The sequence below is a fragment of the Micromonospora sp. NPDC049051 genome (genome assembly GCF_043197575.1).
Taxonomy (GTDB): Bacteria; Actinomycetota; Actinomycetes; order Mycobacteriales; family Micromonosporaceae; genus Micromonospora.
Genome location: NZ_JBICTL010000002.1, coordinates 829,077 through 855,711 on the forward strand (window position 1 = coordinate 829,077; position 26,635 = coordinate 855,711).

At 74.9% G+C, this 26,635-nt stretch carries 21 protein-coding genes, 2 pseudogenes and 1 riboswitch; of the genes and pseudogenes, 8 read left to right on the forward strand and 15 right to left on the reverse strand.

The genetic code is table 11. The features are described from left to right. Positions 1 to 85: 85 nt before the first annotated feature. Entirely contained in the window at positions 86 to 673 is a 588-nt protein-coding gene (locus ACGFIR_RS10945) for a hypothetical protein (RefSeq protein WP_393144494.1), read from the reverse strand. Between the two features lie 147 nt (positions 674 to 820). On the opposite strand from ACGFIR_RS10945, the pseudogene ACGFIR_RS10950 reads away from it, so the two are divergent. Further along, positions 821 to 1,186, forward strand: a pseudogene (locus ACGFIR_RS10950) (GNAT family N-acetyltransferase); the annotation flags it as partial. 204 nt (positions 1,187 to 1,390) lie between these two features. Beyond that, entirely contained in the window at positions 1,391 to 2,179 is a 789-nt protein-coding gene (locus ACGFIR_RS10955) for an S-adenosyl-l-methionine hydroxide adenosyltransferase family protein (protein WP_393004715.1), read from the forward strand. 144 nt (positions 2,180 to 2,323) lie between these two features. Here the strand turns inward: ACGFIR_RS10955 and ACGFIR_RS10960 are convergent, their stop codons facing one another. Continuing rightward, the gene (locus tag ACGFIR_RS10960) at positions 2,324 to 3,157 is read right to left on the reverse strand and encodes a hypothetical protein (RefSeq protein ID WP_393144496.1); all 834 of its coding nucleotides are present in this window, start codon (positions 3,155 to 3,157) and stop codon (positions 2,324 to 2,326) included. Between the two features lie 107 nt (positions 3,158 to 3,264). On the opposite strand from ACGFIR_RS10960, the gene ACGFIR_RS10965 reads away from it, so the two are divergent. Both ACGFIR_RS10965 and ACGFIR_RS10970 read left to right on the forward strand, forming a co-directional pair. After that, positions 3,265 to 4,173, forward strand: a complete 909-nt coding sequence (locus ACGFIR_RS10965) for a zinc finger domain-containing protein (RefSeq protein WP_393004211.1) — start codon at positions 3,265 to 3,267, stop codon at positions 4,171 to 4,173. 187 nt (positions 4,174 to 4,360) lie between these two features. Next, complete coding sequence (locus ACGFIR_RS10970) at positions 4,361 to 7,999, forward strand: hypothetical protein (RefSeq protein ID WP_393144498.1); 3,639 nt, start codon at positions 4,361 to 4,363, stop codon at positions 7,997 to 7,999. 159 nt (positions 8,000 to 8,158) lie between these two features. Here ACGFIR_RS10970 and ACGFIR_RS10975 read toward each other — a convergent pair whose 3' ends face one another. From ACGFIR_RS10975 to ACGFIR_RS11005, 7 genes and pseudogenes are all read right to left on the reverse strand, one after another. Continuing rightward, entirely contained in the window at positions 8,159 to 8,938 is a 780-nt protein-coding gene (locus ACGFIR_RS10975) for a hypothetical protein (RefSeq protein ID WP_393144500.1), read from the reverse strand. A 23-nt stretch (positions 8,939 to 8,961) separates the two neighbouring features. Continuing rightward, on the reverse strand, positions 8,962 to 9,834 hold the full coding sequence (locus ACGFIR_RS10980) for a PspA/IM30 family protein (RefSeq protein WP_393004214.1): 873 nt from the start codon (positions 9,832 to 9,834) through the stop codon (positions 8,962 to 8,964). Between the two features lie 204 nt (positions 9,835 to 10,038). Then, positions 10,039 to 10,482 (reverse strand): helix-turn-helix domain-containing protein, encoded by a 444-nt coding sequence (locus ACGFIR_RS10985; protein WP_393144502.1) that lies wholly within the window; start codon positions 10,480 to 10,482, stop codon positions 10,039 to 10,041. A gap of 236 nt (positions 10,483 to 10,718) precedes the next feature. Continuing rightward, positions 10,719 to 11,270: pseudogene (locus ACGFIR_RS10990) on the reverse strand (CinA family protein); the annotation flags it as partial. Between the two features lie 67 nt (positions 11,271 to 11,337). Beyond that, on the reverse strand, positions 11,338 to 11,931 hold the full coding sequence (pgsA, locus tag ACGFIR_RS10995) for a CDP-diacylglycerol--glycerol-3-phosphate 3-phosphatidyltransferase (protein WP_393144748.1): 594 nt from the start codon (positions 11,929 to 11,931) through the stop codon (positions 11,338 to 11,340). Positions 11,932 to 12,026: 95 nt separating this feature from the next. Further along, positions 12,027 to 13,577, reverse strand: coding sequence for a 30S ribosomal protein S12 methylthiotransferase RimO (rimO, locus tag ACGFIR_RS11000; protein ID WP_393004215.1), 1,551 nt, complete (start codon positions 13,575 to 13,577; stop codon positions 12,027 to 12,029). Positions 13,578 to 13,662: 85 nt separating this feature from the next. After that, positions 13,663 to 14,586, reverse strand: coding sequence for an ornithine cyclodeaminase family protein (locus ACGFIR_RS11005; protein WP_393144504.1), 924 nt, complete (start codon positions 14,584 to 14,586; stop codon positions 13,663 to 13,665). Between the two features lie 92 nt (positions 14,587 to 14,678). Continuing rightward, positions 14,679 to 14,743: riboswitch (guanidine-III (ykkC-III) riboswitch) on the forward strand. A gap of 65 nt (positions 14,744 to 14,808) precedes the next feature. Here ACGFIR_RS11005 and ACGFIR_RS11010 point away from each other — a divergent pair. Together ACGFIR_RS11010 and ACGFIR_RS11015 are read left to right on the forward strand one after the other, a co-directional pair. Next, positions 14,809 to 15,123: a DMT family transporter gene (locus ACGFIR_RS11010; protein ID WP_393004219.1), complete on the forward strand. Its 315-nt coding sequence runs from the start codon at positions 14,809 to 14,811 to the stop codon at positions 15,121 to 15,123. 110 nt (positions 15,124 to 15,233) lie between these two features. Beyond that, positions 15,234 to 15,479: a hypothetical protein gene (locus tag ACGFIR_RS11015; RefSeq protein WP_393004221.1), complete on the forward strand. Its 246-nt coding sequence runs from the start codon at positions 15,234 to 15,236 to the stop codon at positions 15,477 to 15,479. Between the two features lie 151 nt (positions 15,480 to 15,630). Here the strand turns inward: ACGFIR_RS11015 and ACGFIR_RS11020 are convergent, their stop codons facing one another. Beyond that, positions 15,631 to 18,081, reverse strand: a complete 2,451-nt coding sequence (locus ACGFIR_RS11020; protein WP_393144506.1) for a DNA translocase FtsK 4TM domain-containing protein — start codon at positions 18,079 to 18,081, stop codon at positions 15,631 to 15,633. Positions 18,082 to 18,195: 114 nt separating this feature from the next. Here ACGFIR_RS11020 and ACGFIR_RS11025 point away from each other — a divergent pair, with 114 nt between their 5' ends. Together ACGFIR_RS11025 and ACGFIR_RS11030 are read left to right on the forward strand one after the other, a co-directional pair. Beyond that, positions 18,196 to 18,675: a YbjN domain-containing protein gene (locus ACGFIR_RS11025; RefSeq protein ID WP_393004225.1), complete on the forward strand. Its 480-nt coding sequence runs from the start codon at positions 18,196 to 18,198 to the stop codon at positions 18,673 to 18,675. Further along, positions 18,672 to 20,318, forward strand: coding sequence for a YbjN domain-containing protein (locus ACGFIR_RS11030; RefSeq protein ID WP_393144508.1), 1,647 nt, complete (start codon positions 18,672 to 18,674; stop codon positions 20,316 to 20,318). The genes ACGFIR_RS11025 and ACGFIR_RS11030 overlap by 4 nt, the downstream gene beginning before the upstream one ends. A gap of 72 nt (positions 20,319 to 20,390) precedes the next feature. Here the strand turns inward: ACGFIR_RS11030 and ACGFIR_RS11035 are convergent, their stop codons facing one another. The 5 genes from ACGFIR_RS11035 to ACGFIR_RS11055 form a co-directional block, all read right to left on the reverse strand. Next, positions 20,391 to 22,079, reverse strand: a complete 1,689-nt coding sequence (locus ACGFIR_RS11035) for a ribonuclease J (RefSeq protein ID WP_393004229.1) — start codon at positions 22,077 to 22,079, stop codon at positions 20,391 to 20,393. Positions 22,080 to 22,131: 52 nt separating this feature from the next. Beyond that, positions 22,132 to 23,058: a 4-hydroxy-tetrahydrodipicolinate synthase gene (gene dapA / locus ACGFIR_RS11040; RefSeq protein ID WP_393004231.1), complete on the reverse strand. Its 927-nt coding sequence runs from the start codon at positions 23,056 to 23,058 to the stop codon at positions 22,132 to 22,134. A 53-nt stretch (positions 23,059 to 23,111) separates the two neighbouring features. Then, the gene (gene thyX, locus ACGFIR_RS11045) at positions 23,112 to 23,849 is read right to left on the reverse strand and encodes an FAD-dependent thymidylate synthase (RefSeq protein WP_393004719.1); all 738 of its coding nucleotides are present in this window, start codon (positions 23,847 to 23,849) and stop codon (positions 23,112 to 23,114) included. 794 nt (positions 23,850 to 24,643) lie between these two features. Further along, entirely contained in the window at positions 24,644 to 25,339 is a 696-nt protein-coding gene (locus tag ACGFIR_RS11050; RefSeq protein WP_393004233.1) for a DUF2752 domain-containing protein, read from the reverse strand. Further along, positions 25,336 to 26,565, reverse strand: coding sequence for a winged helix-turn-helix domain-containing protein (locus ACGFIR_RS11055; RefSeq protein WP_393004235.1), 1,230 nt, complete (start codon positions 26,563 to 26,565; stop codon positions 25,336 to 25,338). Before ACGFIR_RS11055 ends, ACGFIR_RS11050 begins: the two co-directional genes overlap by 4 nt. Between the last annotated feature and the right edge of the window lie 70 nt (positions 26,566 to 26,635).

The following is a 26,635-nucleotide window of genomic DNA, read 5'->3' on the forward strand; positions in this document are numbered from 1 at the left end:
GCCGGTGTCGAGGGTCCGCCGGTCCGGAGGGCCGCCGACGGGCCGCGCGAGCCGGGGGCGGGTGTCGGTACGCGGGGCCGGGGCGTCAGCGCAGGCTCGTGAGCACCTTCTCGTACCCGGCGCGGTCGGCCTCGGGGGTCTTCGCCTCCAGGTAGTTGAGCACCACCGTGCCCCGCCGGAACGACTGGCCGCCCCAGATCTCGGCGATGTCGCTGGCGCTGGTCTCGTCGGGGAAGACGTACACGGTGACGGCGTCGGTGGCGATCAACTCGGAGCAGCCCAGGCCGAGCCCGTCCGGTCCGCACTCGACCGACCGGTCCCGGGGGTTCGGCGCCTTCAGCCCGGCGGCCTTGAACGCGTCGACGACCTGCCGCGCGCCGGGAGTGCCGGTCGGCCGGACGGGCAGCTTCACGGGCGGCGGGCTGGCGGGGCGGCGCTCGGTGGTCCCGCCGGCGCTCGGTCCGGCCGGGCCCGGGAGCGCGGCGGGCGGCGTCGGCGCGCCGGTGGGGCCCGACGTGGGCAGGTCCGCCGGAGTCGACGGAGAGGTGGCCGGGGTCGACGCGGCGGCGGCCGGGGGCGGGGCGCTCGGCTTCTCCGCGTCGTCACCGCAGGCGGCGGTGAGGGCGGCGGCGATCACGAGTACGGCGACGGCGGGCAGGCTCCGGTTGGTCACCCCTGGCAGTCTGCCCGAACCCGATCCCGTCCCGGCAGGGGCCGGTCGGCCAGTGCCACTGTCCCATTTCCGCCATTCCGCTCCGGTCGGCGGGGCCGCGTTGCCGGCGTCGGTACGATCCCGACCGGTCGACGAGGGGAGCCGGGGATGACGGGGGCGGACGCAGCGGCCGGGGTGACCGTACGGCCGGCGCGGGCCGGGGACCGCGCTGCGGTCGACGCGCTGCACGAACGTGAGTGGGGTGGGCCGTACGTCGTCGCCCACGACACCCGCCACGACCTGCGTACGCTGCCGACGCTGGTGGCGGTCGACGGCGCCGGGGCGGTGGTCGGCGCGCTCGCCCACCGCGCCGACGCCGACGGGCTGGAGGTGGTCAGCCTGGTGGCCGCGACGCCGGGCGGCGGCGTCGGTACGGCGCTGCTGGCGGCGGCTGGGGAGGTGGCCCGGGCCACGGGCCGGTCCCGGCTCTGGCTGGTCACCACGAACGACAACCTGCGCGCGCTGCGCTTCTACCAGCGGCGCGGGCTGCGGCTGGTACGCGTGGACCGGGGCGCGGTGGACCGGGCTCGCCGGATCAAGCCGAGCATCCCGACGGTCGGCGAGGACGGCATCCCGCTGCACGACGAACTGGTCCTGGAGCTGCCCCTCGCCGCCGGCCAACGGGTACCCACCGACGGTGCGGAGCACGGCGCCCCCGACGCGACCCGCGTCCCGTGGATCTCGCTGACCACCGACTACGGCCTCGCCGACGGGTTCGTCGCCGCGTGCCACGGGGCGATCGCCCGGCTGGCCCCGCAGGCCCGGGTCGTCGACGTGACCCATCTCGTCCCGCCGGCCGACGTACGCCGGGGCGCGGCGGTGCTCGCGCAGGCCGTGCCGCACCTGCCGGAGGGGGTGCACGTGGCCGTCGTCGACCCGGGCGTGGGCACGACCCGCCGGGGCGTCGCGCTGGCCACCCCGCGCGGGCTGCTCGTGGGGCCGGACAACGGCCTGCTGCTCGACGCCGCGCAGGCGCTGGGCGGGGTGACCGCGGCCGTCGAGCTGACCGATCCGCGGTGGCTCGCGCCCGAGGTGTCCCGCACGTTCCACGGTCGCGACGTCTTCGCGCCGGTCGCCGCGCGGCTGGCGCTGGGGGCGCCGCTGGCCGGGATCGGCCCGGCGGTCGACCCGGAGTCCCTGGTCCGGCTGCCGGCGCCGGTGCTCCGACGGGAGACGGACGGGTTCGTGGCCGAGGTGCTGACCGTCGACCACTTCGGCAACGTGCAACTGGTCGCGCCGGCCGAACTGCTGGCGCCGCTGCCCGCCCGGGTCCGGGTGGGGCCGGGCAGCGGCGCCGGGTCCGGCCGGGCGGCCGTGCACGGGCGTACCTTCGGCGACGCCCCGCCGGGCGGGCTGGTGGTGCACGCCGACTCCGCCGGCCACGTCGCCGTGTCGGTCAACGGCGGGCGGGCGGTGGACCTGCTGGCGGTGGCGCCGGGCGACCTGCTGCGGGTCGCGGCCGGCTGAGCGCCCGGACCGCCGCCTGGCCTGGCAGGGCGGCGGAGCGGGCCGCCGCCGCCCGACCGACCGGGCCCTGGCCGGGCCAGCGCGGTCGCCGTGCCGGGCCGGCGGATTGCTCCGTCCGGCCCGGCGGGCGTACGCGGGCGGCGGTCAGCAGAGCGGCACGGTGCCGCCGTGGACCGCCGAGACGTACGCGTGGCTGACGTACTGGCCGCTGGCGACGCGGTTCCACCGGTTGGAGGTCCCGTACGGCCCGGCGACGCTCTGCCCGGTCACGTAGCACTCGATCGGCACGTTGGCGTGCCGGGCGGCGAGGCCGCGCACCGCGTAACCCGTGCCGGCGCCGGCACGGATGTTGAGCGGACCACCGCCGACCACGCCCCGGGGGCCGCTGCCGGTCCACAGGTACGCCACGTCGACCCAGGCGTTGGTGGTGAGCTGGAGCCCGTCCCAGAACGTGCCGTCGGCGAGGTCGATGCCGGCCGGGCTCAGCACCGTCCGGCCGAACTGGTCCCGCCCGCCGTTGTAGCCGGACTGGTAGGCCGCCTGTGCCTGCGGCAGGCCCTGCGGCAGGTCCTTCCACTCCTCCCGCACGTCGCTGGGGTTCCAGTAGTCGTTGCGGGTGTTCCACGGGCCGACGTCCCAGACCGGGGCGTACTCGCAGCGGCTGCCGGTGGTGGTGCAGACCCGGACGGTGTAGTCGCCGGTGTTCCGCGGGGACAGGCCGCGCCACGACGGCAGCGCGACGAAGTGGTCCCGGGAAACGATCGTGTGCCCGTTGGCGGTCACTCCGCCGACCAGCCCGATCCGGGTGGCGTACACCCGGTAGGTGAGGCCGGGCGTGGCGGCGGAGACGGTGGAGTTGGCGGCGGAGGCGGTGTCGGCGGCGGCAGCGGCCGATACGGGGCTCGGGGCGGGTAGGAGGGCGAGGGCGAGGATGACGGTCATGGCGGTGGTGAGCGCACGACGATGGGACAGAATCATGGGCATTCTCCTGCAACTTTTCGATCCTGCCCCTTTATAGATCGACAAGAATCTTCACACAACCAGCGATGCATGTGAATTTTTTGCGAACGAGGAGGGACGGACCGGTGCCCGAAGGCGACACCGTCTGGAACACCGCCCGCGTGCTGCACCGCGCCCTGGCCGGCGCCCGCCTGACCGGCAGCGACTTCCGGGTGCCGCAGCTCGCCGCGGCCGACCTGACCGGCTGGACCGTGCGGGAGTCCGCCAGCCGCGGCAAGCACCTGCTGCTGCGCCTCACCGCCCCACCGCACGCCGCACCCGCACCGGCTGCCCCGCCGCCAGCGGAGGAAGCGATCCCGGCGACGGGCGCGGTCCCGGTGGAGGGCGTCGGCCCTGCCGGGGACGCGGCAGACGACGGCGGGGCGCGCTGGACGCTGCACTCGCACCTGCGGATGGACGGCGCCTGGCGGGCGTACGCGCCGGGGGAACGGTGGACGGCCCGGCCGGCGCACCTGATCCGGGTCGTGCTGCACAGCGCGCGGGCCGTCGCCGTCGGCTACCACCTGCACGAGCTGGCCCTCGTGCCGACCGCCGAGGAGGACTCGCTCGTCGGGCACCTCGGCCCCGACCTGCTCGGTCCGGACTGGGACCAGTCGGAGGCGGTACGCCGGTTGACCGCCCACCCGGACGTCACCATCGCGGAGGCGCTGCTCGACCAGCGCAACCTGGCCGGCGTCGGCAACCTCTACAAGTGCGAGGTGCTCTTCCTGCGCGGCGTCTCGCCGTGGACCCCCGTACGCGCGGTGCCGGACCTCGCCGGCACCGTGGCCCTGGCACGCAGGCTGCTCGCGGCGAACCGGGGTCGGTGGACACAGAGCACCACCGGGTCCCTGCACCGGGGGCGGACCAGCTACGTCTACGGCCGGCGCGCCCAGCCCTGCCGCCGGTGCGGTACGGCGATCCGCAAGGAGGAACTGGGCGAGCGGGTCACCTACTGGTGCCCGGTCTGCCAGCCGGAGCGCCCCGCCTCCTGACGCCGGCGTGTCGGGCGGGACACTCCGTCGCTGCGGCGACGAGTCGCATCCCCGTCACAGAAACGGACGATTGGGTACTTCCTAACCTCCCGTCGAGGTCGCATGCTGCGGTTGACTCCTCACGCATCGTCAGCGAAGCGCGTCACGCCGCCGTGGCGGCCACCGCGCCCCGACACCGGGGAGAGCCATGGAGCTGTTCCGCAGACTCCGGATCCCGTGGGCGGATCGCGCGACGGCCCGCGCCGACGACGTCGACGGGACCGGGGCGGCAGCCGTTCCGGCGGCCCGGCGCGCGACGGAGCCGGTCGTCGCGCCGGTCAGCCTCGACCCGGCCGCCGTCCCGCGCTACTTCGGTCCGGTACCGAACCACGCGCGCAGCCCGCTGCCGGTCGTCGACGCCGACGGCGGCGTGCTGCCCGGCACCGGCATCCGCAAGTTCGTCGACGCGCTGCCGTGCCCCGGCGCACCCGACCCCGCCGAGCCGGGCGCCCACCTGCCGGTGGCGGTGCCGGACACCATCAGCTACCCGGGCTGCGACTACTACGAGATCGGCCTGGAGCAGTACGCGCAACGCCTGCACCGGGACCTGCCGGCGACCCGGCTGCGCGGCTACCGGCAGCTCAACCTCGGCACGGACGCGCACGGACACAACACGGTCGTGCCGGCGGGACGCCCCTGGCACCTCGGCCCGCTCGTCCTGGCCCGGCGGGGCCGGCCGGTCCGCGTCAAGTTCATCAACCAGCTCCCCACGGGCCGCTCCGGCGAGCTGTTCCTGCCGGTCGACCCGACCGTCGACGGCGCCGGGAGCGGCCCGCTCGACGGCCCCGCGCCCTATCCGCAGAACCGGGCCGTGCTGCGCCTGGCGGGTGCGCACACCGGCTGGATCAGCGCCGGCAGCCCCTGGCAGTGGGTGACCCCGGCCGACGAGATCACCCCCTACCCGACCGGGCCCGGCCTGACCCATGTGCCCGACATGCCGCCGCCCGGCGCGGGCGCCACCACGCTCTACTACCCCAACGAGCAGAGCGGGCGGCTGTGCTGGTTCCACGACAACACCGTCGGCCTGGCCCGGCTCACCGTCTACTCCGGGCAGGTCGCCCTCTACCTGCTCACCGACCCCGCCGAGGAGCGGCTCGTCGCGGACGGGGTGCTCCCCGCCGACCAGCTGCCCCTGGTGATCGAGGACAAGACCTTCGTGCCGGAGGACGCCCAGCTCGCCGGGGAGGACCCGACGTGGGACCGGGACCGCTGGGGCTCCCGGGGCAGCCTCTGGCACCCGCACGTCTACCAGCCCCGGCAGAACCCGCACCGGGCCGACGGAACGAACCCGACCGGCCGGTGGGACTACGGGCCGTGGTCGCGTACGGGCGACGAGACCGGGCAGCGGGAGCACGGCGGAACCCACCACCGGGCGGCCCCGGTGCCGAACCCGCACCACGATCCCGTGACCGCGCCCGACGAGCCGCCGCTGGCGCCCGGCGTACCGCACCCCGCGGCGGTGCCGGACGCGTTCGGCGACACCGTGCTGGTCAACGGGGTCGCGTACCCGTACCTGGAGGTCGAGCCGAGGACGTACCGGTTCCGGATCCTCAACGCCTGCCTGGACCGCGGCCTGAACCTCCAGCTCTACCGCGCCCGCTCCGACGGACCGATGTGGGACCCGGACGGCGGGCTGGCCGACGCGGGCGCCGGTGAGGTGCCGATGGTGGAGGCGGTACGCGCGCCGGGCCGGCCGCCCGGCTGGCCGACCGACGGGCGGGACGGCGGCGTCCCGGACCCGCGCGCCGCCGGCCCGGAACTCGTCCAGATCGGCAACGAGTGCGGCCTGCTCCCCGCGCCGGTGGTGGTGCCGAACCAGCCGGTCGGCTACCGGTACGACCGGCGCGACCCGACCGTGCTCAACGTCGACTCGCACGCGCTGCTGCTCGCCCCCGGGGAGGCGGCCGACGTGCTGGTCGACTTCTCCGCGGTCCCGCCCGGCGCCACGCTGATCCTCTACAACGACTGCCCGGCCCCGCTGCCCGGCTTCGACCCGCGCGCCGACCACCACACCGACGGCCCGGACCGCACCGCCGAGGGTGGGACGACGACCCGTCCCGGGTACGGGCCGAACACCCGCACCCTGCTCCAGTTCCGGGTCGCCGGCACCCCCGCGCCGCCGTACGACCTGGCCCGGCTGCGCGGGCGCCTGCCCGCCGCGTACGCGGCCAGCCAGCGCCCGCCGATCGTGCCGCAGCCGGCGTACGACGCGGCGTTCGGCACCCGGACGGCGCGCGACACGGTGGTCGGGGTGCACGCCGGCACGGTCAGCTTCGTCCCGGCGGGTGCCGCCGCCCCGGTGCTCCTGCCGCTGGAGGTCAAGGCGGTGCAGCAGGTCTTCGAACCGGACCACGGGCGGCTCGTCGGGCGGCTCGGCGTCGGGCACCCGTACGCCGGGCCGCTCTCCCCCACCGTCCTGCCGCTCGGGCCGACGGACCCGGCCACCGAGGTGCTGCACGTCAGCGACCCGGCGGTGCCGGTGGGCGGGCCCGCCGACGGCACCCAGCTCTGGCGGATCCGCGGCAACAGCCGGCAGACCCAGCCGGTGCGGTTCAGCGGCTGCGACGTGCAGCTGGTCGGCCGGGTCGGCTGGGACGGCGTCACCCGACCACCGCACCCGGCGGAGCGGGGCTGGAAGCAGGTCGTCCGCGTCGACCCGCGCGAGGACGTGATCGTCGCGCTCCGGCCGGTCGCGCCACCCCTGCCGTTCAAGATCGGCGACAGCGTACGACTGCTCGACCCGGTACGGCCGGCCGGCGCCCGGACCGGCTCGACCCCGGTGAGCCCGGCGGACGGCCGGCCCGCGGTCGTGGTGAACCAGCTCGTCAACCTCGGTTGGGAGTACCACTGGCACAGCCAGCTCGGCGGCCACCGGGACCAGGGCATGACCCGGCCGCTGGTGCTGCGGGTGTCGCCCCGGGCACCGACCGGGCTGACCGCGACCCCCGCCCCCGGTTCGGCCACCGCGCTGCCGGCCATCGCGCTGACCTGGACGGGCAACGGCAGCCGCCCGCCGGGCACCAGCCACCTGCTCCAGCGGGCCACCGACGCCGCCTTCACGCAGGGCCTCACGGCGATCACCGTGGCAGCCACCGCGACCCGCCACACCGACGCCAGCGTCACCCCCGGGGTGACCTACCACTACCGCATCCGGGCGGAGAACGCGGTGAGCTTCTCCACCTGGTCGAACAGCGTGCCGGCCTCGGTGCACCTCGCCGCGCCGGCCGGGCTGACCGCCGCGATCCCACCGGCCGCGCCGCTACGGATCGCGCTGCGCTGGGCCAACCGCTCCTTCGCCACCGGGATCGACGTGCAGCGGGCCACCAATCCGACGTTCAGCAGCGGGCCGGGCACCACCGCGATCGGCGTCGGCGACAACCATCTCGACGCCGCCGTGGCCCCCGACACCACGTACTACTACCGGGTGCGGACCACCTATCTCGGCGCCGCGTCGGCCTGGTCGACCGTGGCCCGGGCGACCACCCCGCCGGCGCCGGGCCCGCCCACGGGCGTGACCGCCACCGCGACGGCGCCCGGACCGGACACAGCGACGGTGATCCTCGGCTGGGCGGCGAGCAACCCGGCCGCGCCGGGCGCGGGGTTCATCGTGCAGCGGGCGCTGGACCCGGCGTTCAGCCGGGAGGTGGCGACCTTCACCGTCACCGGCCGGGGCTTCACCAACACCGGCCTGGCGCGCGGCGTCACCTACCACTACCGGATCCGGTCGTTCAACGTCGTCGGCAGCTCCCCGTTCACGGGCCCGATCCCGATAACCACACCCCCCTGACCCTGCCCCCGGGCCCCGGCGCCGGCGCCGACGCCGATCATGCAGTTGTGGTGGGGTGCGAAACGCCCGAAAAGGCGCTGATCCGGCACCACAACTGCATGATCGACCGCGCGGGAGGGCGCGCCCGGGCGGGAGGGCGCACGGGGAGGGCGCGGGGCTTTAGGGGGTGCGGAGAGGGGTGTTGACGGCACGGAGTTCCGTCAGGGCCGAGGCGACGCCGTGCAGCAGGTCCGTCGCCTCGGTGAGGCGGGAGGCGGCCGGATGCGCGGCATCGGGGTGGGCTTCCCCGGCGACGTAGCCGGCGGCGGCGACGACCAGCCGCTCGTACGCGGTGACGCCCTGCTCGAGCTGCGCGGTCAGGGCCCGGTGCGCCTCGGCCAGTGGCGGCCGGGACTCGGGCGGGGCGAGCCGGAGCGTGCGCTCGACGCTGGCCACCCGGTCGGCGAGGTCCCGCAGCGACCGGTCGGCCTCGGCGGCCTCCAGCACGGCAGGACCGGCCAGCCCCGTGAGCCGACCGGTCATCCCGGCAAGGGTGAGGGCGGCCCGGTCCAGGCGGGCCCACGGCTCGGCGGCGCTGGTGCCGCGCAGCGCCACCCGGGAGCGCACCCGCCGGACCTCGGCCAACACACCGGGACCGACGGGGAGCCGCTCGACGGCGGCGACGAGCCGGGCGCGGGACCGGGCGGCGGCCTCGGCCGGATCGAGGGCCGGCGGGGCCGGTTGGGCGGCCAGCGCCCGCAGGTCGACCCAGCGCCAGGCGGCGAGCACCAGCGCGCCGCCCGCCCCGGCCGCCCAGGCCGCGTCGGGCAGTCCCAGCCCGGCGTACGGGGTCAGCACGGCGGCGGCACCACTCAGGCCACCGGCCGTGACACTCCACCGACGCGCGGACGCCCGCAGCCGGGTCAGGCGCCGGAAGTACCGCGTGCGCTCGTCTGCCACCTCTGCCTCCTCGCCCCGGCCGCTCAGCCGGCGGCGGTGGTGTCCCCGGTGCCGCGCTCGCGGCCCATGCTGGCCCGGATCTCGTCCAGCCGGGCGGCGGCGGCCGGGTCGGCGGCCGGCGCGGCGGGCTGAGCCTGCTCCACGCCCGGTCGTTCCTGCTTGCCGCCGAGCTGCTCGCCCGCCATGCTCGACCGAATCTGCTCCAGCCGGGAGGAGCCCGCCGAATCGAGCGTCGCCTTCTGGATCTCCAGCATGCGGCCCTCGACGGAGTTGCCGGCCAGCTCGGCGCGACCCATCGCCGTCGCGTAGCGCTGCTCGATGCGGTCACGCACCTCGTCGAGCGAGGGCGTGTTGGCCGGGGCGGTCAACGCCGACATCGACTCCAGCGAGCGGGCCACGCTCTCCTGCATCTTGGCCTGCTCCAGCTGGCTGAGCAGCTTGGTGCGCTCGGCGAGCTTCTGCTGGAGGATCATCGAGTTGTTCTCGACCGCCCGGCGGGCCTGGGCGGCGGCGCCGAGCGCCTGGTCGTGCAGGGTCTTGAGGTCCTCCGTGGCCTGCTCGGCCGAGACCAGCTGGGTGGCGAGGGTCTGCGCGGACTGCTCGTAGCGGCCGGCCTCGGCCTCGTCGCCCCGGGCGCGGGACTGGTCGGCGAGGACCAGCGCCTGCCGGGCGTTGGCCTGCAACCGCTCGACCTCGGACATCTGACGGGACAGCTTCATCTCCAGCTGCCGCTGGTTGCCGATCACGGCGGCGGCCTGCTGGACCAGCGCCTGGTGCTGCCGCTGGGCCTCCTCGATGGCCTGCTGGATCTGCACCTTCGGATCGGCGTGCTCGTCGATCCGGGCGCCGAAGAGCGCCATCAGGTACTTCCACCCCTTGACGAACGGGTTCGCCATCTTTGCGTTGTCCCCTCAGTAGCGTCGCTCCGCCTCGACCGCGCCGGGTGTTCCCGGCCGGCTCCGGCGCGGCAGTGGCTCCATCGTCCCAGCCGGACGCCACCGGGGCATCCGTACCGGTGAGCGAAACGAGCGCCGACGCCGTCCGCGATCAAGGGTACGCGGCGCGGTCGAACCCGACCACGTGGCGTCGTAGGGGGTGGATCAGGCGGCGCAGACCACGTCGCGCTCGCTGCCCCGGACCCGGGAGCTGCGCAGCGTGGCCTTGAGCGGGGAGTCCTGGCGGACCTGGACGGCGACCGTGCCGTCCGAGCTGACCTGGTGCACGCCCCGACCCGTGCTCCTGCGTACGGCGACGGGGGCGGCCGGCGCGGCCGGCTCGTCCTGCACCGGCACCAGCACGCCGGGCATCTGCTCGGCGAGGGCCACGGTGTCACTGACCTCGCGCAGCAGCTCCGACAGACGCGCCCCGAGGGCGTCGCAGATCGCCGCCAGCAGCTCGCTGGAGGGCTCCTTCTGGCCGCGCTCGATCTCGGACAGGTAGCCCAGGCTGACGTTGGCCGCGGAGGAGACCTCCCGCAGGGTGCGGTGCTGCCCCTGCCGGCGCGCCCGCAGTGCGTCACCGATCACGCGGCGTAGCAGGACCATTCGCACCTCCCCCTGAGGGACACCACTCGTCCACGCGGCCCGCCCGGCACGTCTAGCCGGACCGGCCGCCGGAGCCTTCCCGCAACCGTACCTGTTGCAGGCCACCAGGACATCCCACCCCGCCCCTCGGAATCACGGGAGACCGGTCAGCGGCGGCCCGCGCCGGCGGGGTCGGCCCGCCCGCCGCCTCTCTCCACGGCGTCGCTCTCGCCCGCGTCGACCTCGGCGGCGGCCTCGGTGCCTCCGGTGTCGGCGGCGGGCTCGGTGGCCCCGGTCTCGGCCGCCTCGGTCTCGTGGATCCGCGTGGCGAGCAGCCGCAGGGCCTCGACGACCGCGGCGGATCGGATGTGGTCCCGGCCGCCGTCCAGGTCGAGCTGCCGGACGTGGGTGCCGGACGGCCCGGCCACCGCGACGTAGACGAGCCCGACCGGCTTGCCGTCCTGCGGTTCGGGGCCGGCCACCCCGGTGGTCGCCAGGCCCCAGTCGGCCCCGCAGCGGCGCCGGCCGCCCTCCGCGAGGGCCACCGCCACGTCCGGGTCGACGGGCCCCCGCTCAGCCAGCAGATCCTCCGGTACGTCGGCGAGCCACGACTTGAGCTCGGTGGCGTAGACCACAAGGCCGCCCCGGTAGATCCCGCTCACCCCGGCGATCTCCACGATCGAGGCGGCCAGCAGGCCGCCCGTCAGCGACTCGACGGTGGCCAGGGTCTCGTGCCGTTCGGAGAGGCTGTGCACCACACCGGCTGCCGGGCTCCCGACCGGCCGCGCGCCGTCAGCGTCACTGTCCATGTCTGGGATCCTTTCCCCACCCCGCCGGCCCTACTCATCCTCCCCGACCGGGTCGCCCGCCGGTGGGTCAGCTGCTCGGGCGGCGCAGCCGGAGGGCCTGGACGACGTAGTCGAAGCCGGTGACGACCGTGACGCCGACCGCGGCGACCATGATCCACGGACCGACGGCGGCGAGGGCGGCGGGCATCGGCCACAGGTACCACGTGATGGCCAGGATCTGGAGGGCGGTTTTGATCTTGCCGCCCCGGCTGGCCGCGATCACGCCGTGCCGGATCACCCAGAAGCGCAGCGCGGTGATGCCCAGCTCGCGGACGAGGATCACGGCGGTCACCCACCAGGGCAGCCGGTCGTACCAGGAGAGCAGCACCAGGGCGGCCCCCGTGAGCGCCTTGTCGGCGATCGGGTCGGCGACCTTGCCCACCGAGGTGACCAGGGCGAACCGGCGGGCGATCCAGCCGTCCACCAGGTCGGTCGCGGAGGCGACGGCGAAGATCAGGCAGGCCACCATCTGCCAGCCGGCGTGGGTCATCGCCGAGACGGCCACGGAGGCCGCGAAGACCGGCACCAGGAGCAGCCGCAACGCGGTGAGCGCGTTGGCCGCGTTCAGCACGGGCACCCGGGCCACCACCGGCGCGGGCGTCGGTTCGGCCGCCCCGGCCACCTCAGCCGCCCCGGTCACCGCCGCACCCCGCTGCGGCCTCCGTGGCGTACCTGGCACCCCACCACGCGGCTCCCCCGCTCCGTCCGGGCCCGCCGTCACCGTGTTGCGCCGGGCGCAGCCGAGATCATCTCATCCGGGACCGCCACCAGGTCCACTCCCTCGGTGCTGGTCACCGTCGCCCGCACCAGGTCGCCCGGGCGCAGCGCGGCCAGGTCCACCCCGCCGTCGGCCGGGGCGACGAGGGTGGTCGAGCCGTCGACCTCGGGAGCCTGGTGGGCCGCCCGCCCCTCCACCACGCCATCCTCGACCGAGTCGACCAGCACCTCGACCGTGGAGCCCAGGCGCTCCTCGGCCCGCTGCGAGCAGAGCTCGTCGGCGAGCGCGCTGAGCCTGTCGTAGCGGCGCTTGACCGTGGCGGCGGAGACCTTGCCGGGCAGCCCGGCGGCCTCGGTGCCGTCCTCGTCGCTGTAGTCGAACACGCCGATCGCGTCGAGCCGCGCCTCGGTCAGGAACCGGACCAGCTCCTGGTAGTCGGCCCGGGTCTCGCCCGGGAAGCCGACGATGAAGTTGCTCCGCGCGCCGGCGTCCGGCGCCAGCGCCCGGGCGCCGGCCAGCAGCTCCAGGAACCGGTCGGTGGAGCCGAAACGACGCATCCGACGCAGCACCGGCTCGCTGGAGTGCTGGAACGACAGGTCGAAGTAGGGTGCCACGCCGGGCGTGGTGGCGATCGCCTCGACCAGGCCCGGCCGGGTCTCGGCCGGCTGGAGGTAGCTCGCCCGTACCCGCACGATGCCGTCGATCGCGGCGAGCTGCGGCAGCAGCTTCTCCAGCGCCCGGGGGTCGCCCAGGTCCTTGCCGTACGAGGTCGAGTTCTCGCTGACCAGCACCAGCTCACGGACGCCGGACTTGGCCAGCCACTCCGCCTCGGCGAGCAGCTCGTCCGGCGTACGGGAGACGAAGGCGCCGCGGAAGGCGGGGATGGCGCAGAACGCGCAGCGCCGGTCGCACCCGCTGGCGAGCTTGAGCGAGGCGACCGGGCCGGTGTCGAGCCGGCGGCGCAGCACCTGGCGCAGGTGGGCGGGGGTGTGCTCGTCGGTCTCGGCGACGTTGCGGACGGGGGTGCCGTGGCCGGGCAGCGACACCGCGCTGTCCCGCCGGGCGACGGGGGTCAGCGGCAGCAGCTCGCGCCGGTCGCGGGGGGTGTGCGCGTCGATCCGCTCGCCGGCGACCACCGCGTCCAGCCGGGCGGCGATGTCCGGGTAGTCGTCGAAGCTCAGCACCGCCTGCGCCTCGGGCAGGCTGTCGGCCAGCTCACGGCCGTAGCGCTCGGCCATGCAGCCGGCGGCGACCACCTTGGCGCCGGTGTCGGCGGCGGCCAGCAGGGTTTGGATGGAGTCCTGCTTCGCCTTCTCCACGAAGCCGCACGTGTTGACGACCACCACGTCCGCGCCCTCGCCGTCGGTGGTCACCTGCCAGCCGTCGGCGTGCAGCCGGGCGGCCAGTTCCTCCGAGTCGACCTCGTTGCGGGCACAGCCCAGCGTCAGCAGGGCGACCCGGCGGCCGTCGGGGGTCGACGACTCCAGGTCGTGGCGCGGCGTCGGACGTGCCGAGCTGGACTCGTCGGTGGCGGAGGTGGCAGACACCATCCGAGGGTACCGGGCGGGCGGACGGCGCCCCGCAACGGCAGGCCACCCGTATCCCCCCGCACACCGCCCGCCGTCCCTGGCCGGCTCAGGCCACCGCCGCGCCCACCCGGACCAGCTGGTCGAGCAGGAAGACCTCCGTGCCGGCCAGGCCGGTCGAGCAGAAGACGGAAACCTGGTCCGCGCCGGTCCGGCCGGGCACGGCGCCGGCCAGCACCGCGCCCAGGTCACCCAACCGCCCGGCGTACGCGGGCAGCGCCGCCAACATCGGCGGGTCGTACGCGGCTGCCTGCGCCGGCGAGTCGGTGACCAGCAGATCGGCGGCGTCCAGCAGGTCGGTGCCGAACTCGTGCCGGTCGACCTGCTTGAAGCCGACCGTGTTGACGTGGGTGCCGGGGGCCAGGTCGGCGGCGTCGAGCACGGAGGTGACGGCGGTGGTGGCGAGCACCACGACGTCGCGCTCCCGCACGGCGGCCGACGCCGAGCCGACCGCCCGTGCCGGCACGCCCAGCTCGGCGCGCACCCGGGCGGCGAACGCCTCCCGCCGGGCGGCCGAGCGGCTGTACACGGTGACCTCGCGCAGCGGGCGCACGGCGGCGGCGGCCCAGACCTGGGTCCACGCCTGAGCGCCCGAGCCGACCACGCCCAGCGTGGCGGCGTCCGGGCGGGCCAGGGCGTCCACGGCGACCCCGCCGAGCCCTCCGGTACGCCGGGAGCCCAGCTCGTCCCCGACCGCCACCGCCCGGACCGCCCCGGTGCGCCCGTCGTGCAGCACGACCACCTGCTCGCTCTCCGGGTGCCCGAACGTGTCGTAGGAGCGGTAGCCGTACCACTCGCCGGTGAGGTGGCCGGCGGTGAGCACCATCCGTCCCCCGCCCAGCGGCGCGGCGGCCCGGGGCGGGGCCACCAGGCGGCCGGCGTACGCGGCGAGCAGGGCGTCCCGCATCGCGGCCACCGTGGTGGGGGCGTCCAGCGCGGTGGCGACGTCGGGATCGGTGAAGAGCAACGGCATGACCCGAATACTGCAACTTGAAGTTAGGTTTACGTCAACCGGTGGTGGCCCGGCTCACCCCGGCAACCGTCCGGCCGGTGCTAACGTCGGTCGTGGCGGCCCCAGGGTCGCCCCGGACGAGTGGTGGGCGTACCCGGTCAGGCCAAGACGCCTCACGTGTGAGTACGAGCCCACTCGCCCTGGCACCGCAGGTCCCGGGCGCCGAAGCAGAGGTGTTGCGCCATGGCCTGGATCGTGTTGGTGATCTCCGGACTTCTCGAGACCGCGTGGGCGATCGCCCTCGACCGCAGCGCCGGCTTCAGCCGGCTCGTACCGTCCCTGGTCTTCGGGGTGACCCTCGTGCTCAGCATGGCCGGGCTGGCGTACGCGCTACGCGAGATCCCGGTCGGCACCGGCTACGCCGTCTGGGTCGGCATCGGGGTGGTCGGCACCGCCCTGGTCGGCATGGTCGCGTTGCACGAGCCGGTCAGCCTGCCCCGGATCGCCTGCCTGCTGCTGGTGGTCGCCGGCGTCGTCGGCCTGAAGGTCCTGCACTGACGACACTGCGGGCGAGGCACCGGGGCACCCGCCGCGGTGAGGCGTGGCGGACGACCACAGTGGGTAGAACTGTGCCTGGCACCGGAAGGCTCTCACCCACGGAGGCAGACATGGCCGACATGCACTCGACCGCCCGCCCGCGCACCAACGCCGCCCGCATCTGCACGATCGTGGCCTTCGTGTTCGCGGTCCTGGCGCTCCTGATCAGCCCGCTCATCTTCGGCATCCTCGGGCTGATCCTGGGCATCGTCGGCGCGGTGCTCGGCGACAAGCCGCTCGGCTGGTACGCCGCCGCCGCCAACGTGGCCGCCATCATCGTCAGCCTGTTGATCGTCAGCGCGATCGTCAACAACTGATCCGCTCCCCCGGCGGAGACCGGGCCCGCCGGCATGCCGGCGGGCCCGTCGCGTATGCCCGGGCGGCCTCTTCCGTGTGCCGGCGGGCCCGTCGCAGGTGCCCGCGACGAACCGGCCCGACCCTACGACGACACGCCGGCCGGGCTCGTGCTCAGCCCTCGTCGCCGCGCAGGCCGACCAGGACCTCCTCCAGCTCGTCCGGCTTGACCAGCACGTCGCGGGCCTTCGAGCCCTCCGACGGGCCGACCACGCCCCGGGTCTCCATGAGGTCCATCAGTCGCCCCGCCTTGGCGAAGCCGACGCGCAGCTTGCGCTGGAGCATCGACGTCGAGCCGAACTGCGAGGTGACCACCAGCTCGACCGCCTGCACCAGCAGGTCGAGGTCGTCGCCGATCTCCTCGTCGATCTTCTTCTTGCCGGCGTCGGGCGCGACGAGCACGTCGGGGCGGAACTCCGGCTCGCGCTGGTCCTTGCAGAACTTGACCACGTCGGAGATCTCGCGCTCGGTCACCCAGGCGCCCTGGATGCGGATCGGCTTCGAGGCGCCCATCGGCAGGAACAGCCCGTCGCCCCGACCCAGCAGCTTCTCCGCGCCCGGCTGGTCGAGGATGACCCGGGAATCGGCCAGCGAGGAGGTCGCGAACGCCAGCCGCGACGGCACGTTCGCCTTGATCAGGCCGGTGACGACGTCGACCGACGGGCGCTGGGTGGCCAGCACCAGGTGGATGCCGGCCGCGCGGGCGAGCTGGGTGATCCGGACGACCGAGTCCTCCACGTCGCGCGGGGCGACCATCATCAGGTCGGCCAGCTCGTCCACGATCACCAGCAGGTACGGGTACGGACGCATCTCCCGCTCGCTGCCCGGCGGGGCCTTGATCTCGCCGTTGCGCACCTTGCGGTTGAAGTCGTCGATGTGCCGGACCCCGTTGGCGGCGAGGTCGTCGTAGCGCATGTCCATCTCGCGGACGACCCACTCCAGCGAGTCGGCCGCCTTCTTGGCGTTGGTCACGATCGGGGTGACCAGGTGCGGGATGCCCTCGTAGCCGGTCATCTCGACCCGCTTCGGGTCGATCAGCAGCAGCCGCACCTCGTCCGGCGTGGCCCGGGTGAGGATGGACACCAGCAGCGAGTTGAGGCAGGACGACTTGCCCGCGCCGGTCGCGCCGGCGATCAGGATGTGCGGCATCTTGGCGAGGTTGGCCACCACGTAGCCGCCCTCGATGTCCTTGCCGAGCGCCACCACCATCGGGTGGTGGTCGCTGGTGGCCGCCCGCGAGCGCAGCACGTCGCCGAGCGCCACGTTCTCCGGGTCGGTGTTCGGGATCTCCACCCCGACCGCGCTCTTGCCCGGGATCGGGCTGAGGATCCGCACGTCGGGCGACTTCACGGCGTACGCGATGTTGCGGGACAGCTGGGTGATCCGCTCGACCTTGACGCCCGGGCCCAGCTCCACCTCGTAGCGGGTGACCGTCGGCCCACGGGTGAACCCGGTGACGGCGGCGTCCACCCCGAACTGCTCGAAGACGCCGGTGAGCGCGACGATCACCTCGTCGTTGGCCTTGCTCCGGGACTTCGGGGCCGCGCCGCTGCCGAGCATGTTCGCCGGCGGCAGCGTGTAGTCGCCCGCCAGCCCGGTCAGCGCGAGCTGCTCGGCCCGGGTCGGCGCGGGCGAGTGCTCCGGCGGCTCGGCCGGCTTGCGGCTGGCCGGGACCCGGCCCGGGGGCTTGCGCGGCAGCACCAGGGTCTCCTGGAGGTCCACCCCGTCGAGGTCGTCGTCGAAGTCCGCCGGATCGGGCGGCGGCGGAGTCGCCCGCTTCGCCGGGCGGCGGCGGGGCGCCCGCTTGACAGGCTCCTCGTCCGTCTCCTCCTGCGCCACCGGCGGGGCGATCCGGGTGCCGAACAGCAGGCCGAGCCGCTCCGGGACCTTGTTGATCGGGGTCGCGGTGACCACCAGCAGGCCGAAGACCAGCAACAGGATCAGCAGCGGTACGGCCACCCAGGCGGTGACGGCCCGCTCCATCAGGCTGCCGACGCCGGCGCCGACCAGGCCGCCGGCGAAGTCGCGCTGGCCCGCGTCGGCCGGGTCCTGTCCGATGTGCAGCATCGCCGCGGTGGCGACCAGCATGGACGTCCACCCGACCAGGCCCCGGCCACGGTGCTCGGGATCGACGGGCTCGCGCATCAGCCGCCAGGCGCCGATCATCAGCAGCACCGGCACCACGACCGAGATCGCCCCGAGGAAGAGCCGGAAGGTGTCGGCCAGCCGCGCGCCGACCGGGCCGGCGCCGGAGAACCAGACGGCCACCGCGCTGAGCAGCGCGAGACCGAAGACCAGCAGTCCCGCGCCGTCGCGGCGCTGCTCCGGGTCGAGGCCCCGGGCCGAGCCGGCCTGCCGGAACGCCCAGCCGACGCCGTGCGCCATGCCCATCCACAGGGCGCGGGCCGCCTGCCCGACGATCACCCCCGGGCCCCGCCGGGCCGCCGGCCGCCGCCGGGGCGCCGCACGGCCGGTCTTCTTCGCCGGCTGACGGGCACGACTGTTCGTGGTGCCACGCGGCGACGCGCCGCGCCGCCGGCTCGCCTGAGAGGTACGGCCCGCCATAGCATCAACCTAATGGCGTGACCCGGCAGATCGCCGCCTTTCCGGGTCGTGTCCGCGTGTCGCAGCGCGGGCCCCGCCTGGTCACGTGATATCTGCCTCAGAAGGGATGCCCCCATGGCGTCGCCGGGAACCGAGGACGGCCGGCACGGCCCCCCGACCGGACACCCGGGGGCGCTGGAGCCGCTGACCGGCGACCTGATCGCCGCCGTGCTGCACAGCCGGGGGTACCGCGTCGGGGCCGACGCCGACGGCGACCTGGTCGGCCGCTGGGACGACAGCCTGATCTGGTTCCTGCGCCCCGGCGCCGCCGGCGAGCTGCTCCAGGTCCGCACGCTGACCGCGCCGACGTTCCCGATCGAGTACGTGCCCGCCCTGCACGCGTTCTGCAACGCGTGGAACCACGACCGGCTCTGGCCGAAGGCGTTCGTGCACGTCGAGGATGACGGGCGAGCCCGGGTCTGCGGCGAGGTCATCACCGACCTGGAACGCGGGGTCACCGCGCACCAGCTCGACCAGCTGCTCGACTGCGGCATCGCCACCGGCTGCCAGCTCGCCACCGAGGTCGCCCGGCTGCCCGGCGGGGTGGTGGCGTGACGGGCCGCGGCGGGGAGCTGGCCGGCCGGGGCCTCGACCCGTTCGGGCTGCCCGGCTGGTGGAGCGGGCTCCGGCGCGGGGGCCGGCAGCCCGACCCGGCGCTGGCCGCGGCGCTCGCCGACGCCCGCGACACCCCCGACGGCGAGGCCCGCAGCACCGAGCTGGAACGGATCGCCGCGCACGCCGACGCGACGGGCGACGACCAGACGGCGCTGGCCGCCCGGTTCGCGCTGGTCGAGGCGTACCTCGTGCACGGGGAGCGGTGGCGGCTGGTCGAGCCCGTGCGCCGCTGCCTCGCCACCGCGCAGCGCCGCCCCGACCTGCTCGCGGCGGACCAGGCCGAGCTGCTGCGGCGCTACCGGCGGTACGCGGTCGAGGCCCTGCTCGGCTCGCCCCGGGTCGGGCTGGACCAGGCCCGCTCCATGCTGGACGACCTCGCCGCGTACGCCGCCGACGACCCGGCCGCGATCGCCGAGCTGCGCTGCCGCATCGCCGAGCACCTCGGCGACGAGCCCACCGCCCGGCGGTGGTACGAGCACTGGTCCACGGCCGACCCGGGACCGGTCGGCGGCTGCCCGGACTGCGCGGCGGCCCGACGGGCCGAGCTGCTCGCCGGCTGGGGCGACCACCCGGCCGCGCTGGCCGTCCTGGGGGGCACCTCGGACGGTGCCGGCGGCTGCACCGAGCAGCCGGAGCGGACGCTGGCCGCCGGGATGCTGTCCTGGCTGCGGGCCGGGGCACCGGAGCGGGCGGCCGAGGCGCACGTGCGGGCGTACCGGCGGCACCGGCGGGAGCGGGCCGCCTTCCCGTTGCTCGCCGCGCACCTGCGGTGGTGCGCGCTGGCCGGGCACCCCGCCCGGGGTCTCGACGTCCTCGCCGAGCAACTGCCCCGGCTGGACCAGCCGCACGACGACTTGTCCGCGATGGAGTTCGCCGCCGCCGGGGCGCTGGTCTGCGCCCTCGCCGTCGAGGCGGGGCTCGGCGGGCGGACGGTGCACCGCCCGGCGTACGGGGTGCGCCCGGCCGCCGACCTCGACGTGGCCACGCTGGGCGCGACCCTGCTGGGGGTGGCCACCGCGCTCGCCGGCAGCTTCGACGCCCGCAACGGCACCGGCCACCAGTCCGGCCGCATCGCGTCCTGGCTGGCCGAGCGGCCGACCGCCGCCCCGGTGCCCCTGCCGCCTGACGACGGCTCCGACGACGTCGACGACCCGCCCGGGGAGGACCCGCCGGACACGGAGCCCCGCCCGCTGAGCCTCGCGATGATCACCGCCGTGCTGGACCGGCGCGGGGACCGGTACGCCGTGGACGACCGGGGCGCCGTCACGGGCCGGTGGGGCGAGGCGCTGATCCAGTTCCGGCAGGCCGGCGAGCGGGGCGAGATCCTCCAGGCCCGCTCCGTGGCGAGCCGCCGACTGCCGACGGACCGGCTGGTCGAGGCGTACGCCTTCTGCAACGCCTGGAACCACGACCGGCTGCTGCCGAAGGCGTACGTGCACGAGGGCGAGGGCGAGCTGCTGCTGGCCGGCCAGGTCGCCACCGACCTGGCGCACGGGGTGGCCCCCGCCCAGCTCACCGTCCTGCTCGACGCGGCCGTGCAGACCGCCGTCGCGTACGCCGACGCGGTGGCCGCCCTGCCCTGACCCGGACGGCCCGTCCGACGACGACGCCCGCCGGCACACGGGGGTGCGGGCGGGCGTCGCGGCGGGTGCGGGTCAGACCTCGACGACGGTCGGGACGATCATGGGTCGGCGCCGGTACGCGTCGTTCACCCACCGTCCCACGGTGCGCCGCACGATCTGCTGGAGCTGGTGCGGGTCGGTGATGCCGTCGGAGGCGGCCCGGTTCAGGGCCTCGGTGACCAGCGGGATCACCGGGGCGAACGCCTCCGGGTCCTCGGAGAAGCCCTTCGCCGACAGGGTCGGGCCGGCCACCACCTTGCCGGTCACCGAGTCGACCACCACGGTGGTGGCGATGAACCCGCCGTCGCCGAGGATCCGGCGCTCGGTGAGCAGCGACTCGCTGACGTCGCCGACGGCGAGGCCGTCGACGTAGACGTAGCGGCTCTTGACGTGCCCGACGAGGCTGGCGCGGCCCTCGACGAGGTCGACGACGTCGCCGTCCTCGCAGAGCACCACCCGGTCGGGGGCGACGCCGGACTCGATGCCGAGCCGGGCGTGCGCGCGCAGGTGCCGCCACTCGCCGTGCACCGGCATCAGGTTGCTGGGACGGACCACGTTGAGCAGGTAGAGCAGCTCGCCGGCGGGGGCGTGACCGGAGACGTGCACCTTGGCCACGTCCTTGTGCACCACCACGGCGCCGGCCCGGGCCAGCCGGTTGATCACCCGGTAGACCGAGGTCTCGTTGCCGGGCACCAGCGACGAGGCGAGCACCACCGTGTCGCCGGGGGCGATGGTGATGTGCCGGTGGTCGCCGCTGGCCATCCGGCCCAGGGCGCTCATCGGCTCGCCCTGCGAGCCGGTGGACATCAGCACGATCTGCTCGGGCGGCATGTTCGTCGCCTCGTCCAGCCCGACGACCAGGCCGGACGGGATGTTGAGCAGCCCCAGGTCGCGGGCGATGCCCATGTTGCGGACCATGGACCGGCCGATCAGGGCGACCTTGCGGCCGTGCTCGGCGGCGGAGTCGAAGACCTGCTGCACCCGGTGCACGTGCGACGCGAACGACGCGACGATGATCCGGCCCTTGGCCTTCGCGAAGATCGAGTCGAGCACCGGCCCGATCTCGCGCTCCGGCGTGACGAAGCCGGGGATCTCCGCGTTGGTGGAGTCCGAGAGCAGCAGGTCCACGCCCTCGGCGCCGAGCCGGGCGAACCCCGCCAGGTCGGTGATCCGCCCGTCCAGCGGGAGCTGGTCCATCTTGAAGTCGCCGGTGTGCAGCACCAGGCCGGCGGGGGTGCGGATGGCCACCGCGAGCGCGTCGGGGATCGAGTGGTTGACGGCGAAGAACTCGCACTCGAACGGGCCGAGCCGCTCCCGGCCGCCCTCCCGCACGGTCAGCGTGTAGGGCTGGATCCGCCGCTCGGCGAGCTTCGCCTCGACCAGGGCGAGGGTGAACTGGGAGCCGACCAGCGGGATGTCGGGCTTGTGCGCCAGCAGGTACGGCACCGCGCCGATGTGGTCCTCGTGGCCGTGGGTCAGCACGATCGCCTGGACGTCGTCGAGCCGGTCCAGGATCGGACCGAAGTCGGGCAGGATCAGGTCGACCCCGGGCTGCTCCACGTCGGGGAAGAGCACCCCGCAGTCGACCACCAGCAGCTTGCCGTCGTACTCGAAGACGGTCATGTTGCGACCGATGGCGCCGAGCCCGCCGAGCGGGATGATCCGCAGCCCACCCTCCGGCAGCGCTGGGGGCAGTTCCGTCTCGATGTGCGCCTCGGTCACGCGTCCACCTCATTCTGCGACGCCGTCACTCGGCGTCCGTCGTGTCGTTCGGTCATTCGGGCAGTTCCACGCCCGCCGCCGCGCTGTCGGCGCGGAGCTGGGCGATCTCGCCGTCGGTCGCGTCGACCAGCGGCGAACGCACCGGCCCGGCGGGCTTCCCGAGCGCCGCCAGGCCCGCCTTCACCAGGATCACGCCCTGGGTACGGAAGATGCCGGTGAACAGCGGCAGCAGCCGCCGGTGCAGGTTCAGCGCGGTGGCGGTGTCCCCCGCGTCGTACGCCTCGATCAGCTGCTTGGTGAGCACGCCCGTGAAGTGGGTCGAGGTGCCGACCACGCCGACGCCCCCCACGGCCAGCGAGGGCAGGGTCAGCGAGTCCTCGCCGCTGTAGACGGCGAGGTTCGTCCGGCTGGTGACCCAGCTCGTGGCGGTCAGGTCGCCCTTGGCGTCCTTCACCGCGACGATCCGGCCGTGTTCGGCCAGGCGCACCATGGTCTCGGTGTCGATCGGCACGCCCGCCCGGTGCGGGATGTCGTAGAGCATCACCGGCAGGCCGGTGGCGTCCGCGACGGCGGTGAAGTGCCGCAGCAGGCCGCTCTGCGGCGGCTTGTTGTAGTAGGGGGTGACCACGAGCAGGCCGTGCGCGCCCGCCTTCTCGGCGGCCACGGAGAGCTCGATGGTGTGCCGGGTGTCGTTGGTGCCGACCCCGGCCACGACCTTGGCGCGGTCGCCGACGGCCTCCACCACGGCCCGGATCAGCTGTTCCTTCTCCGCCTCGGTGGTGGTCGGCGACTCGCCGGTGGTGCCGTTGACCACCAGCGCGTCGTTGGCCTGCTCGTCGACCAGGTAGCTGGCGAGCTGCGCGGCGCCGTCGAGGTCGAGGGAGCCGTCGGCGGTGAACGGGGTCACCATGGCCGTGAGCACTCGCCCGAAGGGGCGGGACACCGCCCGCGCGGGCGTGTCAGGGTGGTCGTGCGTCATGCCACCAACCTAGCGGACGAGCACCGGCGCCCCACGGGGGAAGGGTTCAGGACTCACTCGCCGTGCGGGCTGGCGGCCACCTCGGTGCCGTCGGGCAGCGTCGAGATGACGAAATCGGCGAAGACGTTCGGGGCGACGCCCTGGAGCTGCCGCAGGCACTCCACCGCCAGCTCACGGATCTCCACGTCGGCGTGCTCCGTCGCGCGCATGGCGATGAAGTGCCGCCAGGCCCGGTAGTTGCCGGTGACCACGATGCGGGTCTCGGTGGCGTTGGGCAGCACCGCGCGGGCCGCCTGGCGGGCCTGCTTGCGCCGCAGCGTGGCGTTCTCCACGTCGGCGAAGCGCCGCTCCAGCCCCTCCAACAGCTCGTTGTACGCGCGCACGCTCGCCTCGGCGGCCTCCACGAACTTCTTGTGCAGCTCCGGGTCGTCGGCGATCACGGCGGGCTCGACCATGGCGGCGTCGCGCTCCGGCACGTACCGCTGGGAGAGCTGGGAGTACGAGAAGTGCCGGTGCCGGATCAGCTCGTGGGTGAAGGACCGGGACACCCCGCTGAAGTAGAAGCTGACCGAGCCGTGCTCCAGCACACTCAGGTGGCCGACCTCGAGAATGTGGGCGAGGTAACCCGCGTTGGTGGCGGTGGCGGGGTTCGGCTTCTTCCAGCTCTGGTAGCAGGCCCGCCCGGCGAACTCCGCCAGCGCCTGGCCGCCTTCGGCGTCGGTCGACCACGGCACGTCGTCGGGGGCCTCGAAGTGCGTCCACGCGACGAGCTTGACCTGGGGCTGCACCATCTCCGGCATTCCTCGGACTGTAGTGCCGTGGACCCGGCCCGCCCAAGCCAGGCTCGCCCGGTGCAACGTCGGTCACCGAAACGACGCCGGCCGGCGCGGGGCGGCCTCGTTCCGCTCACCGCACAGGCAGTCGTGACCCGGCTTCGGATGTGGCCAGCAGCAACACGAGAGCCGTCGGACCTCGCGCCGGGGACCCGGGGAGCGGGAGCCGGAGGTCGAGGGCTGGAAACCCGGTTCGAGGGCGAGGGCTGCTGGAGGCGGGGACCGGGCCGAACACACCGGCTTGTGCACGCTGTCGAACTGAATCGTCTGCGACATCAGCGAGCGGCGACGGCCTCGGCCTGCCGGCCGCCACCGTTTCGGACCTCAGAACGGGTTCCCGTATCCGCCGGCTCACCGGGCACCGCCCGTGCGTGTGAGCGTCGAGGCGAAAGGGCTTCGGGAGCGTGATGTCGCAAACGATTCAGCTCGACAGGACGCTTGCACCACTCCGCGTCGGTCCCTGTGTCGACGATCACCACGGAGCGCCCAGCTTCGCGTCAGGCCCGAGCCCTTGGCCCGGGCGGGACGACCGGCTCGGTCGGTACGAGAGCCAGGAAGCCCGTACATCCCCGCCCGACGTGACACCCGCCCGGCCCGCAGCCCGGCCGCCCCTAGCCCCAGGCGACGCGGCCGGGTGGGCCGGGACGCGCCGCCGGGGGTACAGAGGTCAGCCGTGGAGGGAAGTGAGCCGCGAAACGCCGTCGGTGGGCGTTCCGCACCAGCCCAGTTCTTCCGCCACTTCCCCCGGCCGGTCAGACGTAGAGGGTGGTGAAGGGGGCCCAGGGCAGGTTGCGCAGGATCGTGAAGGCCAGCCAGGCGGCCAGGAAGACGCCGATCACCCGGGAACTGATCCGCAGCTCGGGCAGGCGCCAGCCGAACGCCTGCTTCCCGGCCCAGGCGACGAAGAGGTAGGCCAGGAAGGGCAGCGCGAAGACGAAGAGGAAGTGGTGCCGGGCGGCGGCCGGCAGGTCGGCGTGCAGGACGTACCAGAGCGCGCGGGTGCCGCCACAGCCCGGGCAGTCCAGCCCCGTGGTGAGCTTGAGCAGGCAGGTGGGCGCGGCGTCCGGCGCCGAGCGGGTGGGGTCGCTGATCAGGGCGTAGCCGATGCCGGCGGCGACGCAGCCGAGCGCGGCGAGCGGCACGGCCCAGCGCGGCGAGCGCTCGTAGAGACGGACGACGAACCGGGTGAGCCGGTCCGGCTCCGCCACGGGATAGGGCACCGTCGGGTAGGCCGCCCCCGGATAGGGCGCCCCCGGGTGCGGCGAACCCGGGTGCGACGAACCTGGCTGGGGCGGCCCCGGGTGGAGCGGCCCCGCGTGGGGCTGCGCCTGGTCCGTGGGCCATCCGCCGGCCGGTGCGGCCGGGTCAGCCGGCGGCGGGGCGTCGAGCCCGGCCGTCTGCGGATGCGGCGGGGAGGCCGGTCCGTCAACGCTCGTCACGTCGCTCACCGTACACCGGCCACGCCCCCCAACGCGGCGGCCAGCGGGACAGCCAGGTCGCCGGCGGTGGGCGGGGCGACCGCGTCCAGCCCCAGCCAGCCGGCGAGTCGGTGCAGCTCGGCGGCGAGCGCCAGCGCGGTCTCGCCCCGGTCGACGCCCGGCTCGCCCCAGGCCGCCGGCACCAGCAGCACGCCCGCCCTGCGGTCGGCCTTCAGGTCGACCCGGGCGGTGAAGCGCTCCCCCTGGAGGAAGGGCAGCACGTAGTAGCCGTAGACCCGCTGCGGCGCCGGCACGTAGATCTCGATGCGGTAGCTGAAGTCGAAGAGCCGCTCGGTGCGGGCCCGCTCCCAGACCAACGGGTCGAACGGGCTGACCAACGTGTTGCCGCGCACCCAGCGGGGCAGCCGCGCCCCGGCGTGCAGCCAGGCGGGCCGCTGCCAGCCCTGCACCGCGACCGGCAGCAGCTCGCCCGCCTCGACCAGTTCGGCGATGGCCTGCCGGGCGCCGGCCACCGGCAGCCGGAAGTAGTCGCGCAGCTCCGGCTCGGCGGCCACTCCGAGCGACCGTGCGGCGATGCCCACCAGCGCACGGTGGGCCTCCGCGTCGGTCGGCGTGGGCGCGTCGAGCACCGCGGCCGGCAACACCCGCTCGGGCAGGTCGTAGCGGCGGGCGAACGACGTGGTGCGCTCGGCGGCGGTGACCTCCCCCGCCCAGAACAGGAACTCCAGCGCCCGCTTCACGGCCGACCAGTTCCAACCCCAGTTGCCGGTCTCCCGGGGCGCGTCGTGCTCGATCTCGGCGGCCGTCAGGGGACCCCGGGCGGCCACCTCGTCGCGCACCCAGGCGACCAGGCCGGGCTGCTCCTGGGCGATGCGCCGCATCCCGCCCCAGGCCTCCGAGCGGGCCCGGGCCATCCGCCAGCGCAGCGCCGGGTGCAGCCCGACGGGCACCAGCGACGCCTCGTGGCCCCAGTATTCGAACAGCTCGCGGGGACGGCGGTAGGCGGCGGTGTCGAGCAGCGTGGTCGGATAGGGCCCGAGGCGGCTGTAGAGCGGCAGGTAGTGCGCCCGTTGCAGCACGTTGACCGAATCCATCTGGATCAGCCCGACCCGGTCGAGCACCCGGCGCAGGTGCCGGCGGGTGGGCACGCCAGTGGGCGCGGGGTCGGCGAAGCCCTGGGCGGCGAGCGCCACCCGACGTGCCTGGGCGAGCGAGAGCGATTCCGGTGCGGCCATCGTCGGCACCCTAATCCAGGGGTACGACACCGGTGCGGACGCTGGACCGGTCGCCCGTCGAGGCATAGAA

Coding starts and splice junctions, on each gene's coding strand:
- dapA (WP_393004231.1), bottom strand. CDS start 23,058: ATGACGCACGACCACCCTGACACGCCCGCGCGGGCGGTGTCCCGCCCC.
- ACGFIR_RS11025 (WP_393004225.1), top strand. CDS start 18,196: ATGGCGTCGCCGGGAACCGAGGACGGCCGGCACGGCCCCCCGACCGGA.
- ACGFIR_RS11015 (WP_393004221.1), top strand. CDS start 15,234: ATGGCCGACATGCACTCGACCGCCCGCCCGCGCACCAACGCCGCCCGC.
- ACGFIR_RS11010 (WP_393004219.1), top strand. CDS start 14,809: ATGGCCTGGATCGTGTTGGTGATCTCCGGACTTCTCGAGACCGCGTGG.
- ACGFIR_RS11020 (WP_393144506.1), bottom strand. CDS start 18,081: ATGGCGGGCCGTACCTCTCAGGCGAGCCGGCGGCGCGGCGCGTCGCCG.
- ACGFIR_RS10985 (WP_393144502.1), bottom strand. CDS start 10,482: ATGGTCCTGCTACGCCGCGTGATCGGTGACGCACTGCGGGCGCGCCGG.
- ACGFIR_RS11055 (WP_393004235.1), bottom strand. CDS start 26,565: ATGGCCGCACCGGAATCGCTCTCGCTCGCCCAGGCACGTCGGGTGGCG.
- thyX (WP_393004719.1), bottom strand. CDS start 23,849: ATGGTGCAGCCCCAGGTCAAGCTCGTCGCGTGGACGCACTTCGAGGCC.
- ACGFIR_RS10980 (WP_393004214.1), bottom strand. CDS start 9,834: ATGGCGAACCCGTTCGTCAAGGGGTGGAAGTACCTGATGGCGCTCTTC.
- ACGFIR_RS10960 (WP_393144496.1), bottom strand. CDS start 3,157: ATGATTCTGTCCCATCGTCGTGCGCTCACCACCGCCATGACCGTCATC.
- ACGFIR_RS11005 (WP_393144504.1), bottom strand. CDS start 14,586: ATGCCGTTGCTCTTCACCGATCCCGACGTCGCCACCGCGCTGGACGCC.
- ACGFIR_RS10970 (WP_393144498.1), top strand. CDS start 4,361: ATGGAGCTGTTCCGCAGACTCCGGATCCCGTGGGCGGATCGCGCGACG.
- rimO (WP_393004215.1), bottom strand. CDS start 13,577: ATGGTGTCTGCCACCTCCGCCACCGACGAGTCCAGCTCGGCACGTCCG.